The 17,148-nt window shown below is 42.7% G+C and carries 13 protein-coding genes; 8 read left to right on the forward strand and 5 right to left on the reverse strand.

The features are described from left to right. Positions 1-7: 7 nt before the first annotated feature. The 4 genes from ACMUMJ_RS05645 to ACMUMJ_RS05660 form a co-directional block, all read right to left on the reverse strand. On the reverse strand, positions 8-1,660 hold the full coding sequence (locus ACMUMJ_RS05645) for a methyl-accepting chemotaxis protein (protein WP_414677816.1): 1,653 nt from the start codon (positions 1,658-1,660) through the stop codon (positions 8-10). A 459-nt stretch (positions 1,661-2,119) separates the two neighbouring features. Continuing rightward, entirely contained in the window at positions 2,120-2,371 is a 252-nt protein-coding gene (locus ACMUMJ_RS05650) for a substrate-binding domain-containing protein (protein ID WP_414677895.1), read from the reverse strand. Between the two features lie 199 nt (positions 2,372-2,570). Then, the gene (locus ACMUMJ_RS05655) at positions 2,571-3,878 is read right to left on the reverse strand and encodes an NAD(P)/FAD-dependent oxidoreductase (RefSeq protein ID WP_414677817.1); all 1,308 of its coding nucleotides are present in this window, start codon (positions 3,876-3,878) and stop codon (positions 2,571-2,573) included. Between the two features lie 21 nt (positions 3,879-3,899). Further along, positions 3,900-4,757, reverse strand: coding sequence for a VOC family protein (locus ACMUMJ_RS05660; RefSeq protein ID WP_414677818.1), 858 nt, complete (start codon positions 4,755-4,757; stop codon positions 3,900-3,902). A 201-nt stretch (positions 4,758-4,958) separates the two neighbouring features. Here ACMUMJ_RS05660 and ACMUMJ_RS05665 point away from each other — a divergent pair, with 201 nt between their 5' ends. From ACMUMJ_RS05665 to ACMUMJ_RS05685, 5 genes are all read left to right on the forward strand, one after another. Continuing rightward, positions 4,959-5,654: a GntR family transcriptional regulator gene (locus ACMUMJ_RS05665; RefSeq protein WP_414677819.1), complete on the forward strand. Its 696-nt coding sequence runs from the start codon at positions 4,959-4,961 to the stop codon at positions 5,652-5,654. Positions 5,655-5,722: 68 nt separating this feature from the next. Continuing rightward, complete coding sequence (locus tag ACMUMJ_RS05670; RefSeq protein WP_414677820.1) at positions 5,723-6,706, forward strand: TAXI family TRAP transporter solute-binding subunit; 984 nt, start codon at positions 5,723-5,725, stop codon at positions 6,704-6,706. Between the two features lie 70 nt (positions 6,707-6,776). Continuing rightward, complete coding sequence (locus ACMUMJ_RS05675) at positions 6,777-9,410, forward strand: TRAP transporter permease (protein WP_414677821.1); 2,634 nt, start codon at positions 6,777-6,779, stop codon at positions 9,408-9,410. Between the two features lie 47 nt (positions 9,411-9,457). Beyond that, entirely contained in the window at positions 9,458-10,345 is an 888-nt protein-coding gene (gene proC / locus ACMUMJ_RS05680; RefSeq protein ID WP_414677822.1) for a pyrroline-5-carboxylate reductase, read from the forward strand. A 46-nt stretch (positions 10,346-10,391) separates the two neighbouring features. After that, a complete protein-coding gene (locus ACMUMJ_RS05685; RefSeq protein WP_414677823.1) occupies positions 10,392-10,763 on the forward strand; it encodes a Rid family detoxifying hydrolase in 372 nt (123 codons plus the stop codon). Between the two features lie 52 nt (positions 10,764-10,815). Here the strand turns inward: ACMUMJ_RS05685 and ACMUMJ_RS05690 are convergent, their stop codons facing one another. Next, a complete protein-coding gene (locus ACMUMJ_RS05690) occupies positions 10,816-11,883 on the reverse strand; it encodes a substrate-binding domain-containing protein (protein ID WP_414677824.1) in 1,068 nt (355 codons plus the stop codon). Between the two features lie 209 nt (positions 11,884-12,092). Between ACMUMJ_RS05690 and ACMUMJ_RS05695 the strand changes: the two genes are divergently transcribed. The 3 genes from ACMUMJ_RS05695 to fdhF are packed head-to-tail and all read left to right on the forward strand — an operon-like array spanning position 12,093 to position 17,063. After that, positions 12,093-12,617, forward strand: a complete 525-nt coding sequence (locus ACMUMJ_RS05695; protein WP_414677825.1) for a formate dehydrogenase subunit gamma — start codon at positions 12,093-12,095, stop codon at positions 12,615-12,617. After that, complete coding sequence (locus ACMUMJ_RS05700) at positions 12,614-14,182, forward strand: formate dehydrogenase beta subunit (protein WP_414677826.1); 1,569 nt, start codon at positions 12,614-12,616, stop codon at positions 14,180-14,182. The genes ACMUMJ_RS05695 and ACMUMJ_RS05700 overlap by 4 nt, the downstream gene beginning before the upstream one ends. A gap of 1 nt (position 14,183) precedes the next feature. Then, a complete protein-coding gene (gene fdhF, locus ACMUMJ_RS05705; RefSeq protein ID WP_414677827.1) occupies positions 14,184-17,063 on the forward strand; it encodes a formate dehydrogenase subunit alpha in 2,880 nt (959 codons plus the stop codon). The last annotated feature ends 85 nt before the right edge of the window (positions 17,064-17,148 follow it).

Consider the following 17,148-nt stretch of genomic DNA (forward strand, 5'->3'; position numbering starts at 1 on the left):
ACCTACCTCAATTGTAACGAAAGCGAGTTGCTAACTCATTTAGGTTGCGAGCTAATGTATCCAGTGCCAAGCTAGAGGTTTGGACATTTTCAGCTCCTAGTTGGCTACTTCTGCTCAAATCGCGTATGCAGGTTATTTTATTATTTATTTCGTCTGACATAGTGCTTTGATAAACAGTACTAGTTTCTATGCCTTTGTTTAATGCTTGAATTTCATCAATGACACCAACGACTTTCTGCATAGAATGCCTAATATTCTCGGTAGTAGATACGGATTCTTGCGATAGCATGTAGTTATTATCCATCGCATCTACAGCGTCGAGAGAGTGTTTCTGCAAAGTTTCTATAATAGTTTGTATTTTGTTAGTTGACTCTTGACTGCGGGTAGCCAAAGTACGTACTTCATCTGCTACGACGGCAAAACCTCTACCTTGTTCCCCCGCTCTGGCTGCTTCAATTGCGGCATTTAAAGCAAGTAAATTGGTCTGTTCAGAAATAGATTCAATTACACTCAGTACCTGAGAAATATTGTTACAAGATTCATTTAATTGTTTAACTACTGAGCTTGTGTGTTGGGTTTGATTGGCTAATTTTTCCATAAGTTGTACGGCATTTCTTGTAAGTTTTATACCATCTTGTGATACATCATGTGCGCCTACAGCCGAGTGTGACGCTTCTTTTGCGCTGTTACATACATTGTCGACACTCTCTATCATTTTATGCATAGACGAAACCACGTCGGTTATTTCTTTCCCTTGTAATGATTGTGATTGGATTCCTTCTTGTGCGACAACCGATAACTCTTCTGATGATTGGCTTAATTTTGATATGGAGGTGGCTACGTGTTCAATACTGTCTTGAAACTGCTCTAACATTTCGTTGAATATTTCAGCCGTTTGGCCGATTTCATCTGTGTTTTCTACTTTTACTCGACTAGTTAAGTCAGCGCTTTGGCCAATTCTCCTCATCGCCGATCGTAGCTTCCCTAGTCGAGACATTGAACTCTTGATTAAAAAAGTATTATATATCCCTAAAGAAATGCAGCCCAGAACAACTAGTGAAATGATAATTTCCAATTGGTTCGTATCTTTAATTGCTTGTTGTAATCCAAGGTTGTTTTTTTTGATTTGCTCACTTAATAACTTTTGAAGTTCTTGGAAGCTTTTTCTGGCGGCATTCGCAACGGGAGAAGCCTCTGTTTTATATGCTTGCCAAGCTTCTGCTCTAACTTGAGCACTTCCGTGGTTGGGTTGTAAGTTCAGCATACGTTTGCGCCCATCTTCTATAAAAGAGACGGTATCCTGATAGCTTATTTTGACAGCTTTCTTTAATGGCTCGCTTTCATCAGGTAATTGACTAATTGTGCTTTCTAGATCATTAAAGGTTTGTTTTATGTCGATGATACGACTTTCTAATTTTTTAAAATTACTATCGAAATCATCACCCAACATAATGCTGCGAGTTAAACGAGATGTGTAGTTTAAATCCCTGTTGATCATAATTGTATATTTTTCAGCATTAACAGAGGTGGATTGAAAAGATTCAAATTGCGTTATTAAATTAGATAATTTAATAACGATGAAAATAGCTAATAAAGTAATAGCCAATACAGACATGGCTGACAATGAAGTTAATTTATACTTTAAGTTTAATTTAGGCATGTGCCATCCTGTAGGTTACGTATATATGGTTGCTTGTTATATTTGATTGTTTGGCATTTATGCCAGCGGATTTAATCATCAATGCAACATGGCCCTAATTATGCTGTTAAATGTATCTCACCGTAAACCCTCTCAGATAAAAAAAATTACAAAAACTTACATTTCATACTTTCTTTTATGCATCATATTTCATCTTGAGGCCAATATAAGTTTACTCTTCGACTATAGGCCCTAATAAAAATTGAACTCAATCGCGGTTATAATCACACGCTTATTGAAAGGTGACAGCAGGAAAAGAAGTTGACACGAAAGCATATAAGCCATCATATAATTGATTTACATATCAATAGGTTAAATGGATTGGTGTGGCTCCATTACGTTATTGATTTGAATGTTTCAGCGACGATGTTTTCAACATGAATCTTCTTCTATGAGCCTGAAGGTGGGGGCGTGTCTGATTCAGATTAACTCGGCAATCGAGGCTTTATTGAGGTTTGTCTGATGGTAAACAAAGACGTAGTCTTCGGTACAAATAGAGATAAAACGTAAGCCAAATTGATGGGCGACTTGTTTAACACCAAAACTCGCGTCCGCCATATTGGAGGCGATGTAAGCGGCTACGGTGGAATGGGTAAACTCTTTGTTGTAGACAATGATGTCGTTGGATGAAAGGTCAAGATGGCTACTTAGAAATGAAACAATGCTTATTATAGAATACGGTTATCTCATATTGAGCTGACGCATTTTGGCAAATGCATCAGATTTACCATCTTGAGGTTTTACATATATTAAACACAGTTTGGTCATAAGCGTCGGTAGCAAATGGGTTGATAACAAGAACTTTCATTTTTGAGCCTGCATAATATGTGTTTGGGAAGTTTATTTTTTAAGTAGAGGTAACCTATATTAATTATCGCTTTAATTTATCTTGTAAAGAGCATATAGCCACATTGGTGGCAATTCCAATGTGCCTAAAGGCGTGAAAGAAAAACGGTTTGGGTGTGACAATGGGAATAATGCATTCTTTCTTTGATTCATCTAGAAGGTGTTCAGCCAATGCTTTTCCTGTGGCTGTTGTCATCGCTATTCCACGTCCATTACAACCGATAGGGCTATAGCATCCACCCCCTAAATCAAAAATTTGCGGTAAATGTGGAGGCGTAATTGCGAGATAGCCACTCCAATTAAAATCCCAATTAATACGGCTTAAATGTGGAAAGCGGTTCTGAGCGGATGATTTGAGCCGAGCAAACATTTCTGTATTTTCGTCTCCCCCAGTTGCATAGGCGCCGCCCATGATTAATCTTTTATCAGACGTTATTCGAAATGATGTTAAGAGCTTTGATGCGTCTGAAGCGGCTTCCCCGTTTGGAAGAATGGCTTTCCATTGATCTGATGATAACGGTGCGCTGGCAAGTTGTGCTGTTCGTACGGGAATGATGGAATGGCTTACTTTTGCATCTAAATTTCCCGTATACGCATTCGTACATATAAGCAATTTAGACGCCTGAACTGCCCCCGATGATGTAATAATATGCCATTTAGAGCCAACTTTTTGAGTACGTAAAACAGGAGACTTCGTATAAACAGATGCTCCTGCCTTTATTGCTGCATTTGCTAGACCCCGAGCATAAGACAAAGGGTTTAAAGAGCCTCCTCTATGATCAATCCATGCAGATTGATACCAAGACGTTCCCAATCTTTTTTCTAACTGGTTGGAGTCAATCATATCGACTGGAGCATTGTACTTTTTCCATTGTTTGACTCTGGATTCAATCTCTTTCACGGAAGAAGGAGAAGGTGCTGGTTGGATCCAGCCTTTTTGAACGGCATCGCATTGTATTTGATGCTTTTTTATTAGAGAAAAGACTAATGATGGCGCGTCCCCACTGAATTTTATAAGAGGGTCTGCGGCTTTTTGGCCGAGCATACTCATGACTTTATCTGGGTCATGTTTTAATCCTGGAATGACCTGCCCGTTATTTCTGCCTGAAGCCCCCCATCCGATCTCCGTTGCATCAAGGCAAGCGACAGATGTGCCATGTTCTGCAAGGTGCAGTGCCGCTGACAAACCAGTAAAACCTGCGCCTATAATCGCAACATCAACCTGTTGATCTTCTAGGAGTGGTTGTGTTTCTGGCGCGGGTTCCGCCGTTGCTGCCCACAATGATTGGGGCAATGCAGCAGATCGGTTTGACTGATCGAACGGGAGTTCCATGTTTTCTACCTCTGCTTATTGTTATTCAGTGAATTCCATGATAACTCCGCATGCAAAGTCGGCATGAACACGGATAAGAGTGTCATTGATTTTTTTAAATGGGACTTGATTTTTTTCAAGAGTGGAACAGGTTTGTTGCAGGTCTGATACTTTTACTCTAGTAACACCTAAATAGGTGTCTTTGTCTGCAAGGACCTTACTGTCTTCGCCATAAATTGCGTCATATTCAACAGTAGACAATAAATCAAGATATTGCCCACTTGGTAACGTCAGTCTAATGGAATTACCAATGCGGTTAACCGCGTCATTTCCTAGGAGCTTTCTTTGAGCCGCTTCAACGGCATCGGCATCACCGATTCGGCCTGTCATAGAAATAACGCTGATGGTGGCGTTATCATGTACCAAGAATTCTGGCTTACGTGTTAATTCAGGCGTTAAGTGCTGGCAACATACGACATGCATTAGGCCCGTAATATCTTTTTCTTGAGGGAAACAAAGGGAAAACTTCGGCTGTACCCAGCCTTCTGCAAGTTCAAAATTTCTGGTTAGGCTGCGTAATGGCTTTGGTGTAATGCCATTACTGATCATTTCATCATAATTACCTTGTGCGCTATTTGTACCAAACGCCACACCAGCAAGGCCTTCTCCGTACTCTTCTAACGCTTCATCCAAGCTTACGGTAAAGCGTTCTGGGTCAATGATACCGCGTAGTTCTAAGTAATCATTTTCAAACATTATGCACCAATTTCCTGTTCCCCATTCAATGTGACTACCACGAGGAGGAACAGTAAATCCCAATTTTTCATAGGTTTTTCGAGACTCGTCCATATCTGCAACAGCGACGAAAGTGTGATCGATAGAAAGTATTCCGTTGTACATAGCGTGTAAACCATTTTTGAGTTGAGGGGGGAGTTTATAAAAATATTATAGAACATAAAAGATACGGTCAATAATATTTGTATACTAATATATTAAATAGTATACGATTATTGTTTTTTATGTTTTCATCATTTAAGGTGTTATTGGTTATGTGTCAGTTAGGATATTATTTTCATTTTGATCAACCAATGGAGAGTAACGATGGCAAATGAAAATGATGCTCAAAAAATAAAGAAGCCAATAAAAAAAGAAGTAAATAACGATATTTATCACACGCTCCGTAAATTGATCTTAGATGGCGCATTGGCTGGTGGAGCGCCTTTAAGACAAGACGACATTGCTGAACAATTTGGTGTAAGCAAAATTCCGGTTCGAGAAGTATTTCGAAAATTGGAATCAGATGGATTAGTAGAATTTCGACCTAGGCGAGGGGTGTTTGTTACAGAGCATACCGAAGCTGAAATTCTAGAAATGTTAGAGATTCGCATAGCGCTTGAGTCCAGAGCGCTTGAGCTGTCTATTCCTCAGATGACGGATTTAGACATCGAGCTAGCACGTGAAATTTTAAAAGAATACGAAGAAGTGGAAGGCATTGAGGTGTGGAGTGATTTAAATCGTCGCTTCCATGATTGCATTTATGCACCTTGTGGCTTGATGAATCTAATTTCAATGATCCATTCAGTAGTAGATAGAACTGGCTCTTTCATGAGGCTAAAAGTGACGATGGCTTCAGGGTTTGATAGACCGCACTCAGAGCATGTAGATATTTTAAAAGCATGTGAAGCAGGGGACGTAGATAAAGGGGTTGATTTACTACGAAAGCATATTGAACGAACGAAAAAAGAAGTCGCGGCTCATTTTAGACGGCAGTCATTATCCATCCTCTCTAGTAGTTAGTGTTACGAGGGGGGATTAATTTGCTCTATTTGATAGAGCGTTCACTAAAATCGCAAAAGGTAATAAAAATGAAAAAGACCTTATCCTCCCTATTTATAACAACGGCTATATGCGCAGCATCAATGGGTGTTGCTAATGCAGCTGAAAAGCAATTTATTAATATTGGAACCGCTGGTATTGGTGGTGGGTATTACCCGACAGGTGGCTTTATTTGTAATGTATTGAATAAAAGCCGCAAAGTAAATAATCATAATATTCGCTGTAGTGTTGAGAGTACGGGAGGTTCTGTTGCCAATCTGCGTTCAATTATGAGTGGTGATCTAGACGTTGCCATTTCTCAAGCGGATTGGCAATTTCACTCATACAATGGAACGAATAAATTTGAAAAAGAAGGAGTGAATAAGGATCTACGTTTTCTCTTCTCACTGCATTTAGACGTTGCTCAAATGGTTGCGCGTAAAGAGATTGGTGCTAAATCTTTTAAAGACTTGGAAGGTCACATCGTGAATGTTGGGAACGTTGGGTCGGGGCAAGAGGCAAGCTTCAATCTTGCTTTTGATGAATACGATCTTGATAAAGATACGTTTTTTGCTCAAACCACGAAGTTAAATTCAAGAGAACAAGCCGCCGCGTTGTGTGACGGTAAAATAGATGCGTATTTTTATACAACAGGCATAGGGTCGTCCAGTATTACCGAAGCTTCCAACTCTTGTGATGTGTCTATTCTTAACTGGATGGACCCAGAAATTGTTAGCTTAATTGAAAAATATTCTTACCTTGGCTCCACTACGATCCCAGCCAATTCTTACAAAGGACAAACTGAGGATGCTTACTCTTGGGGAATGCCTGCGACCTTGGTTGCATCAGCGAATGCAAACGAAGAGGTTGTGTACCAACTTGTGAAATCGGTCTTTGATAATTTTGAAGATTTTAAAAAGCAGTCAAAGCTATATAGAGGCCTAAGTCGTGAAGATGCGGTGAAAAATGGTAAATCAACGCCGTTTCACCCCGGTGCAGAAAGGTACTTTAAGGAAGTGGGTTTAATTAAATAAATTTCCTTAATAGGGTAGATGACACCGTGTTGTTTACCCCTTCCTTTTTATCTAACTGGGAACGATGGTTATGATAGCAAATAAAGAAACTCCCTCGGCGGCACGAGTGGCTGATGAGAGACTGAATGAGCTAATAGCAGAAGAAGTTGGTGCGAGAAGTCCTACGGGGTCAATTAATAAGCTCTTAGCATTTGTGGCGTTTAGTTGGGCCATGTTCCAACTGTATGTTGCCTCATCTCTACCTTTTATTTTAGAGTTTGGCTTTTTTGATGACACAGAACAACGAGTTATTCACTTAGGTTTTGCGTTATTTCTAGGCTTTTCTTTGTACCCTGCGTTTAAAACGTCGTCTCGAACACACGTCCCTATGGGCGATTGGCTCTTAGCGATTGGAGCGTTAGTCAGCACTCTATTTATTGTTGTATTTTACGAAGAAGTATCATCCAGAGCGGGGGGAAGCCGAACGTTCGAAGAAATTGCGCTTTCTATCACGGGGTTACTGCTCGTTCTGGAAATTTCTCGAAGGGCATTAGGTTGGCCTCTTGTGATTATTGCTGTGATATTCATTGGCTATGCGTTGTTTGGTCCTTACATGCCTGATCTTATTTCTCATAGGGGCGCAAGCCTAAATCGTTTGTTGGATCATTTATGGTTAACAACAGAAGGGGTGTTTGGTTTACCTCTTGGTGTTTCCAGCAGTTTTGTTTTTCTATTTGTTTTATTTGGTGCTTTGCTTGAAAAAGCAGGTGCAGGCAACTTCTTTATTCAGCTTTCCTTTTCTTTACTTGGTCATTTGCGCGGCGGTCCAGCAAAAGCGGCGGTGGTTGCATCAGGGCTTACAGGGCTTATTTCAGGATCAGCGATTGCGAATGTGGCTACGACAGGTACGTTTACCATTCCATTGATGAAAAGGATTGGGTTTTCATCAGAGAAAGCTGCTTCTATTGAGGTATCGGCTTCGATTAATGGGCAAATTATGCCTCCTGTTATGGGGGCAGCGGCCTTCTTAATGACAGAGTTTGTTGGGATTAGCTACTTTGAGGTTATTACCCATGCTTTCTTACCTGCCATTATTTCTTATATCGGGTTGTTTTACATTGTGCATTTAGAGTCGGCTAAAATGAATTTGCCAATTTTAGAGAAGCTGCATAAATCTAGTGTGATTCAAAGATTAATGAACATGTCGCTAAGCATTTGTTTAATCGTACTGCTAAGTGGTGTTGTGTACGTCGGAGTGGGTTTCGTTAAAACGCTGTTTGGTGAACTGACATCCTATGTATGCGCGGTGATTCTATTTGTAAGCTACTTGATACTGCTTTGGAAAGCCGCACAATATCCTGAAATTGAAGTCGATGATCCCAATGCGCCTTTATTAAAAATCCCCGATACATTGCCAATATTAATGGCGGGTTTGTATTTTGCTATCCCCATTGGTGTGTTGATTTGGGGCCTAATGATTGAGCGTTTTTCTCCTGGGCACGCTGTTATTTGGGCGATTCTCACATTGGTTATTATTATGCTCACTCAGCATCCTTTGATTAGCCTGTTTAGAAAAACCAATAAGAGTTTGAAAGCCGAAACGATAAAAGGGGTTTATGAAGTATTTGAAGGCACCATTTCAGGTTCGAAAAATATGGTTGGTATTGCGCTGGCTATGGGTTCAGCGGGGATCATTGTTGGTGTCGTTTCGTTAACTGGGGTCGGATTAATAATGACAGAAGTTATCGACTCCATTGCGGGGGGCAGTGTTATTTTAATGTTGTTGTTAACCGCCGTAATGTGCATGGTATTGGGCATGGGGTTACCGACCACAGCGAACTACATTGTTGTGGCGTCTGTCATGGCGCAGCCTTTTGTGACATTGGCTTCTCAGCATGGCATTGTTGTTCCTTTGATTGCGGTGCATTTGTTTGTTTTCTATTTCGGTCTGATTTCAGGAACCACGCCTCCCGTTGCGGTGGATGCGTATGCTGGCGCTGCGGTTGCAAGGGCCGATCCCATGAAAACGGCAATCAACTCTTTTTTCTATGACATTAGAACGTCTATTCTGCCTTTCATTTTTATCTTTAACCCCGGTTTATTGTTAATTGGCATGGACTACTGGTGGGAGTATGTGATGGTGGCGATAACAGCCATTATTGCTATGTTGGCGTTTTGTGCAGCGACAAAAGGGTTCTTTTTCTGTTTGTCTAGAAAGTGGGAAAGTGCTGCGCTGTTATTAGTTGCTTTTACGTTAATTCGACCGGGTTATTGGTTAAACCAAATTGAAGAGCCTTATCAACGTATTAACCCCATCAATATTGTCAAAATTGTACAAGAAGAGCCTACTGATAGCAGTGTGAGATTGCTTGTCAAAGGAGAAAACTTCAGTGGAGACATCATTGATAAAGTGGTGGTATTTTCGCTTGGACCGCAGTTAGAAGGACAAACAGGAGAAGACAGATTGTATAACAATGTGGGATTTAATATAGAGCAAAATGAAGGTCAAGTTTTGGTTGACGATATTAAATACGATAGCCCTGCCCAGCTTTCAGGAATGGACTATGGGTGGCAAGTGGTTGAGCTACAAGTCCCCAATGAAAGAATGGCAAAGGAATGGTTCTATCTACCGGCTTTGTTTGCCTTGTTTTTGGTGGTGTTGGTGCAACTTAAGCGTAAAACGTTAAGTAGCACTGAGCAGATTAACGAGCGATTAAGTAAATGAACCAAGTCACATCGCTTCATAACATTGTATGAGTAAGGAGGTGCTGGATGAAAACGGTGTCTCTTCTGAACGTAGAGCAAGTAGGTCAAATAATGAATAATAAGTTAGACAATCATTCAGAGTCCATTTTGGTTATTGGTGGTGGGCGCATGGGCGGTGCTATTGTTAATGGTTGGATTAAAATGGGTATAAAGCCTCAAACCATATCAATAATAGATCCAAACGAAGCTGCATTAGTGCCATTCAAATCTCAGGGTATTAATACCTTTACGAACATTGATGCAATGCCTGCTAATCAGTCTTATAGCTGTATATTGGTGGCGTTGAAACCTCAGGTATTTGACGTTGTATTGCCTCTTTATCAGCCTTTATTGACTCAGGAAACGCTGGTTATCTCAATTGCCGCAGGCGTCACCCACAGCACAATTGAACAATTGTTGTTTAATGGACAGCCAGTAATTCGAGTAATGCCAAATACCCCAGCGCTCATTAATAGCGGTGTTATGGTTGGATGTTCAAATAACTGCGTTTCGTCATCTCAAAAAACATTTTGTGAATCTTTGTTTTCTAATTTAGGCAGCTTTGACTGGGTGGATGATGAACATGCTATGCATGCTGTTACGGCGGTTAGTGGCAGTGGGCCAGCTTACTTATTTCACTTTGTTGAGTGTATGTTTCAGGCAGCGAAAGACGCCGGATTGACGAATGATCTTGCCCTAATATTGACTAAAAATACGGTCGTTGGTGCGGCGAAATTAGTTGAACAAGACGATCGAGATGTTAGCAAATTAAGAGAAGAAGTGACCAGCCCTAATGGAACTACGGCTGCGGCTTTGGGCGTGTTGATGCAAGATGGAGCTTTAGAGCGTTTACTTAGTGATGCGATTGGGTCAGCGGCTAAGCGCAGTGTTGAACTTAGCTTGAATGATAACTAGCCATATCATATTTACTGTTTTTGTAACCCATTATTAGGACATCATTATGAACTACATTAATTCACCCTTGGCCCCTCAAGCAATCGGGCCTTATTCTCAAGCAGTTGTATTTAATGGTCTTGTGTTTTGTACTGGTCAAGTCGCTATGAACCAGAAGGGAGTTATTGAAAGCGACTCTGTGGAAGGTCAAACAGAGCAAGTACTGAGCAATTTAAAGCATGTTCTCGAAGAGGCAGGGTCGTCATTAGGGAAAGTATTAAGAACGACGGTTTTTGTTAAAAACATGCAGGATTTTGCTAAAATTAACGCAATTTATGGCGTTGCATTTGGTGACCATAAACCAGCCAGATCGACAGTGGAAGTGTCTGCTTTACCATTAAATTCAATGTTAAGTATTGATGTGATTGCGGCTTTATAAGATGTTGACTTAGCGGGTAAACGGCGTTCTGGTTTACCCGCTTTTTTATGTTCTAACTCGGCATAAAGTGGGACAAATCTTCTATTACGCCCAGTTTGTCACCTTTGTAGCCTGCCAGAACATGGATTTTTTCCTGGAACTCGGTGCTTTCTATCGAATGGATAAACTCGGTAATCGCGGCTTTGTTGAGGTTTTTCTGATGGCATACAAAGACGTAATCTTCGGTACAAATAGGGATAAATCGTAAGTCAAATTGATGGGCGGCTTGTTCAACGCCAAAACCCGCGTCCGCCATATTGGAGGCGACGTAAGCGGCTACGGCGGAATGGGTAAACTCTTTGTTGTTGTAGCCAATGATGTCGTTGGGTGAAAGATCATGATTCATTAATAATTGATCGAACAAGGCGCGGGTGCCGGAATCCTCTTGCCTATTGATAAAGCGTACCTTGTCTTGTGTTAAATCCTCTAAGCGATTGATGTCTAATGAACCGTCTTTTCGAACCATCAAACCTTGCTGCCGAGTAATAAATCGAATGATCTTATGCGCTCGTGGTTTTAAGAATTGTTGATATTGTTTGAGCAAAGTGTTGATCACCACGCCTCTGGGTACATGAAATCCAGCAAGATCACAGCTGTCTCGATTGAGTGCAGAAAGTGCCTCTAAAGGGCTGCTGTACTGCAAATCCAATTGCAGGTTGGAACAGGCGTCAGGCAAGAGGGCAACGGCATAACCATGGCTGGCTTGGATGCGCAGTAGCGGGGTTAAATTGACCAAAGCTTTTTGCAGCTCAATGTTGAGTTCGGATGCCAAACTGGCCATTTGGGGCTGAAATCGTGCGATGACTCGTTGTTCTGCCCACAGCAGTTTTTCGCCTAATGGGGTTAAATTCGCACCACGGCCTTTTTCTAACATCACCAAAGGCGTGCCAAAAAAATCCGCCCATTTACCCAATAAATTCCAACCGTGGCGATAGGAGATGCCCATCGACTTGGTTGCAGCGGTAAGTTTCTTATGATGATAGATTTCTTCTAACAGCCGAAAAAGCTGCGGGTCAAGCGTATTGCCTGCTTCATCTCGAAACAGCCAATTAGGATCAATGTGAATACGTTTTAGTGGCATTTTTAGAGGCTTCTTAAATTCTTATAAATAGGTAATTGAGTGCATATATAAAATAGAATAGAGCCGTTTATTCAATAAAAATAGGTTCTTAAGCTGTTTATGGTTAAATATGCACTCATTTTCATATTTCGAGAAAGCAGGAGTAGTGGTAACTTAGTTCGATAAGACTAACCCTTCATCTCATGTCGAGTGTTGAATAGGTAATAAAAATGACAAACCGCGCACAATGGAATTCAGAACAGGTCGAGCAAGTCATTGCTTCACTTCAAGACACGCCCGGGGCATTGCTTCCGATTTTACATGGCATTCAGGATACGCAAGGCTTTGTACCGCCAGACGCTGTGCCAATGATTGCGGATGCCCTGAACCAAACCTCTGCTGAAATCCATGGTGTGATTTCTTTTTATCATCATTTTCGCACTTTTCCATCAGGCCAAAATATACTGCAAATTTGTCGAGCGGAAGCCTGTCAGGCACGGGGTTCTCGTACGCTTGAAGAGCATGTAAAAGCCAAGCTTCAAGTGGATTACCATACCACCACATTGGATCAAGAATTTACCCTTGAGCCTGTCTACTGTTTAGGCAACTGTGCTTGTGGCCCTTCTATTCGTGTCAATGATGAGATTGTTGGTCGTGTAACAAATGAGAAATTTGACCAGTTAGTAGATGAACTCACCACCGTTGAGCTAGGCATTGTTTCGTTAGGCAGCACCGCATTGGAGAGCCAGTCATGAGTATTAAAGTGTATGTACCCCGTGATACAACCACCCTGTCTTTAGGCGGTGATAAAGTGGCCGCTGCTATTGTTAAAGAAGCGGAGTTACGTGGTGAAGCGATCCAGCTCATACGTAATGGATCTCGTGGTGTATTTTGGTTAGAGCCTATGGTTGAAGTAGAAACCGATCAAGGTCGTGTGGCTTATGGCCCTGTTGAGCCTCGTGATGTTGCTGGTTTATTTGATGCCGGTTTATTAGCAGGAAGTGACGCGCATGCTTTGTCTTTAGGTAAGCCAGAAGAGTTACCTTATCTTAAAAAACAACAACGTTTGACGTTTTCGCGCGCGGGCATTATCGATCCTGTTTCGATTGAAGATTACAAAGCGTTAGATGGCTTTAAAGGGTTAGAAAAAAGTTTACAGTTGAGTGGTCAAGCCATTGTTGATGAAGTCAAAACCTCGGGTCTGCGTGGCCGTGGTGGTGCGGCGTTCCCGACAGGCATTAAATGGCAAACAGTACATGATTGCCCACCGGATCAAAAATACATTGTCTGCAACGCAGATGAAGGGGACTCTGGAACATTTGCCGACCGTATGGTGATGGAAGCCGACCCTTTCATGTTGATTGAGGGTATGATCATTGCTGGCTTAGCGGTTGGCGCAACTCAGGGTTATATCTATCTACGATCAGAATACCCAGTTGCTCATGACATTCTGAATGAAGCCATTTCGAAAGCCTACAATGCGGGCTACTTAGGTCAGACTATTTTAGGCAGCAACAAGGCATTTGATTTAGAAGTTCGCTTAGGCGCAGCAGCGTATATTTGCGGTGAAGAAACGTCCTTGCTGGAAAGTCTGGAAGGCAAACGGGGTTTGGTGCGTTTTAAACCACCGTTACCTGCAATCGAAGGGCTATTTGGCAAACCAACGATAGTAAATAACGTACTGTCGTTAGCGGCTGTACCTTATATTTTGGCAGAAGGTGGTCAAGCTTATGCGGATTACGGCATGGGGCGCTCCCGTGGCACTTTACCTTTCCAGTTGGCGGGTAATATACAACAAGGCGGTTTGATCGAATTGGCGTTTGGCCCAACATTACGTCAATTGATTGATGATTTTGGCGGTGGAACTGCTTCTGGCAGACCCATGAGAGCGATACAAGTTGGTGGGCCATTAGGGGCCTATTTACCAGAAAGTCAGTGGGATACCCCGTTAGATTATGAGGCGTTCGCAGCGGTTGAAGCGGTATTAGGTCACGGCGGTATTGTTATTTTTGATGATACGGTGGACATGACAGAACAAGCGCGTTTCTCTATGGAATTTTGTTTAGAAGAATCCTGTGGCAAATGTACGCCTTGTCGTATTGGCTCCACCCGTGGCGTTGAAGTCATTGATAAAATTCGTTCGGGTGTCAATGTGGATGCCAACCTAACCTTATTGGACGATCTGTGTGACACCATGATTCACGGCTCTCTTTGTGCCATGGGCGGTATGACGCCTTTCCCTGTACAGAGTGCCTTTAAATACTTCCCAGAAGACATTGATCTTGCGATCACGAAGTCTACGTCAGCCGAGGTACATTAATATGTTGCACTATTACGAACCCCAAAAAAGCGATCCAAGTAAAGATTACGGTACCGCAGCAAGTCCCTCGACCACCCTTATCACATTAGAAATTGACGGAGTGGAAGTCACCGTACCCGAAGGCACATCGGTGATGCGAGCGGCATCATTAGCCGACATTAATATTCCGAAACTGTGCGCCAGCGATAACCTTGAAGCCTTTGGCTCTTGTCGTTTGTGTACGGTGCAAATTGAAGGCCGACGCGGTTTTCCTGCATCTTGTACGACACCGGTAAATGCAGGCATGAAAGTCATTACGCAAAACGAAAAAATCGCTAAACTGCGTCGTAATGTGATGGAATTGTACATTTCCGATCACCCATTGGACTGCTTGACCTGCCCGGCAAATGGGGATTGTGAGTTGCAAGATATGGCTGGCGCGGTGGGTTTACGTGAAGTGCGTTACGGTTTTGAAGGCCACAATCATCTTGATGCTGAAAAAGATACGTCCAACCCATATTTCACGTTCGATCCCAGCAAATGCATTGTCTGCTCTCGTTGCGTACGTGCCTGTGAAGAAGTCCAAGGAACGTTTGCGCTTACCATAGAGGGACGTGGCTTTGATTCCAAAGTGACGGCCGGTCAGGGCGAAGGTTTCCTAGAGTCAGATTGTGTGTCTTGCGGTGCCTGTGTTCAAGCGTGCCCAACGTCTACTTTGATGGAAAACACCATCATTGATATGGGCCAACCAGAACACAGTGTGGTCACAACGTGTGCTTACTGTGGCGTGGGTTGTTCATTCAAAGCGGAAATGAAAGGTGACCAGGTAGTACGCATGGTGCCGTTTAAAGGTGGAGACGCTAACCAAGGTCACTCTTGTGTGAAAGGGCGTTTTGCCTTTGGTTATGCGACGCATAAAGACCGCATTAAAGAACCGATGATTCGTGACAGTATTGATGAATCATGGCGTGCAGTAAGTTGGGAAGAGGCGTTGTCATTCTCTGCCAAACGTTTAAAAGAAGTTCAAGAAAAGTACGGCCGTGAAAGCATTGGTGGTATTACATCGTCTCGTTGTACTAATGAAGAAACGTATTTAGTACAAAAACTGATTCGAGCCGCATTTGGTAATAACAACACCGATACTTGTGCGCGTGTTTGCCACAGCCCAACGGGTTACGGTTTAAAAACAACCTTAGGTGAATCAGCGGGTACACAGACGTTTGACTCGATTCGTTATACGGATGTGATGTTGGTGATTGGCGCGAATCCAACGGACGCTCATCCAGTATTTGGTTCTATGATGCGTCGTCGATTACGTGAAGGCGCTAAATTGATCGTAGCTGACCCACGTAAGATCGATTTGTTGAAAACACCGCATCTAAAAGGCGCGTTACATCTTCCTCTTCGACCGGGCACCAACGTGGCGTTGGTGAACTCAATGGCGTACGTCATTATTGAAGAAGGTCTAGAAGATACAAACTTCATTAATGATCGTTGTGAAGATGAGGCGTACCAAAAATGGCGCGCTTTCATCAGCAAACCCGTTAACTCTCCAGAGTCTATGGAGTCAGTAACGGGCGTGTCTGCAAAAGACGTTCGCCATGCGGCGCGTGTTTATGCAGAAGGTAATAACGGTGCGATTTTCTATGGTCTTGGTGTGACAGAGCACAGTCAAGGTTCGACCATGGTCATGGGGATTGCCAACCTTGCATTAGCGACAGGTAACATAGGTCGTGAAGGAGTGGGCGTGAACCCGCTACGCGGACAAAACAACGTGCAAGGTTCATGCGATATGGGATCTTTCCCTCATGAATTACCGGGTTATCAACACGTTTCGGATGATGTGGCTCGTGGTAACTTTGAATCCGTTTGGGGCGTTAAATTAGACAATGAACCGGGGCTACGTATTCCGAACATGTTTGATTCGGCCATTGCTGGCAGCTTTAAAGGTCTGTATGTACAAGGGGAAGACATTGCTCAGTCTGATCCAAATACCCACCATGTTGAAGCCGCACTGAAATCTCTAGAGTGCTTGATCGTACAAGATATCTTCTTGAATGAGACGGCAAAATTTGCCCATGTCTTGCTACCTGGCTCTACCTTCTTAGAAAAAAATGGCACCTTTACCAACGCAGAACGTCGTATTAACCGTGTGCGTAAAGTCATGCCGCCATTAGCCGGGAAAGAAGATTGGGAAGTCACTGTTGCGTTATCTAATGCGCTGGGCTACCCAATGGATTATCAGCATCCGTCTGAAATTATGGATGAAATTGCACAACTTACGCCATCGTTTACGGGTGTCAGTTATCCACTATTAGAAGAGCAGGGCAGTATCCAATGGCCTTGTAATGAAGCGCATCCACTTGGTACGCCCATCATGCACGAAGTGGACTTCCCTATTGGTAAAGGTAACTTTGCTGTTACGGAATACGTGGCAACGGAAGAACGTGCCAGCCGTCGCTTCCCATTATTACTGACTACAGGGCGCATCTTGTCTCAGTACAATGTAGGGGCGCAAACTCGTCGAACGGACAACCAAGTATGGCACGATGAAGACGTACTTGAACTGCATCCGCACGACGCAGAAGAGCGCGGCGTGAAAGACGGAGATTGGTTAGGCATCAGCAGCCGTGCAGGTCAAACTGTATTGCGTGCTGTTATCAGTGAGCGTATGCAAGCAGGCGTTGTTTATACTACTTTCCATCATCCGGGCAGTGGCGCAAACGTCATTACAACAGACAACTCTGATTGGGCGACCAATTGCCCTGAATACAAGGTAACAGCGGTGCAGGTGGAAAAAGTCAGCCAACCGTCTCAATGGCAACGTGACTTTGTTCAGTTCGATAAGAAGCAGCAACATTACCTAAAAGAGCCTAAAAATGGCCGTCAGGTTGATGCGTAAATTTGTGAATAACGAATAAGTAACCGAGTAAACCCTTTTGGCTGGAGTATTGGGCATCTGATGCTCCAGTCATTTTTACCACGAA

It is taken from the genome of Marinomonas phycocola, assembly GCF_047525455.1.
Lineage (GTDB): Bacteria > Pseudomonadota > Gammaproteobacteria > Pseudomonadales > Marinomonadaceae > Marinomonas.

Excerpts from the sequence above, each read along its gene's own strand:
- ACMUMJ_RS05645 (WP_414677816.1), bottom strand. The coding sequence starts at position 1,660 with ATGCCTAAATTAAACTTAAAGTATAAATTAACTTCATTGTCAGCCATG.
- ACMUMJ_RS05655 (WP_414677817.1), bottom strand. The coding sequence starts at position 3,878 with ATGGAACTCCCGTTCGATCAGTCAAACCGATCTGCTGCATTGCCCCAA.
- ACMUMJ_RS05660 (WP_414677818.1), bottom strand. The coding sequence starts at position 4,757 with ATGTACAACGGAATACTTTCTATCGATCACACTTTCGTCGCTGTTGCA.
- ACMUMJ_RS05665 (WP_414677819.1), top strand. The coding sequence starts at position 4,959 with ATGGCAAATGAAAATGATGCTCAAAAAATAAAGAAGCCAATAAAAAAA.
- ACMUMJ_RS05670 (WP_414677820.1), top strand. The coding sequence starts at position 5,723 with ATGAAAAAGACCTTATCCTCCCTATTTATAACAACGGCTATATGCGCA.
- ACMUMJ_RS05675 (WP_414677821.1), top strand. The coding sequence starts at position 6,777 with ATGATAGCAAATAAAGAAACTCCCTCGGCGGCACGAGTGGCTGATGAG.
- proC (WP_414677822.1), top strand. The coding sequence starts at position 9,458 with ATGAAAACGGTGTCTCTTCTGAACGTAGAGCAAGTAGGTCAAATAATG.
- ACMUMJ_RS05685 (WP_414677823.1), top strand. The coding sequence starts at position 10,392 with ATGAACTACATTAATTCACCCTTGGCCCCTCAAGCAATCGGGCCTTAT.
- ACMUMJ_RS05690 (WP_414677824.1), bottom strand. The coding sequence starts at position 11,883 with ATGCCACTAAAACGTATTCACATTGATCCTAATTGGCTGTTTCGAGAT.
- ACMUMJ_RS05695 (WP_414677825.1), top strand. The coding sequence starts at position 12,093 with ATGACAAACCGCGCACAATGGAATTCAGAACAGGTCGAGCAAGTCATT.
- ACMUMJ_RS05700 (WP_414677826.1), top strand. The coding sequence starts at position 12,614 with ATGAGTATTAAAGTGTATGTACCCCGTGATACAACCACCCTGTCTTTA.
- fdhF (WP_414677827.1), top strand. The coding sequence starts at position 14,184 with ATGTTGCACTATTACGAACCCCAAAAAAGCGATCCAAGTAAAGATTAC.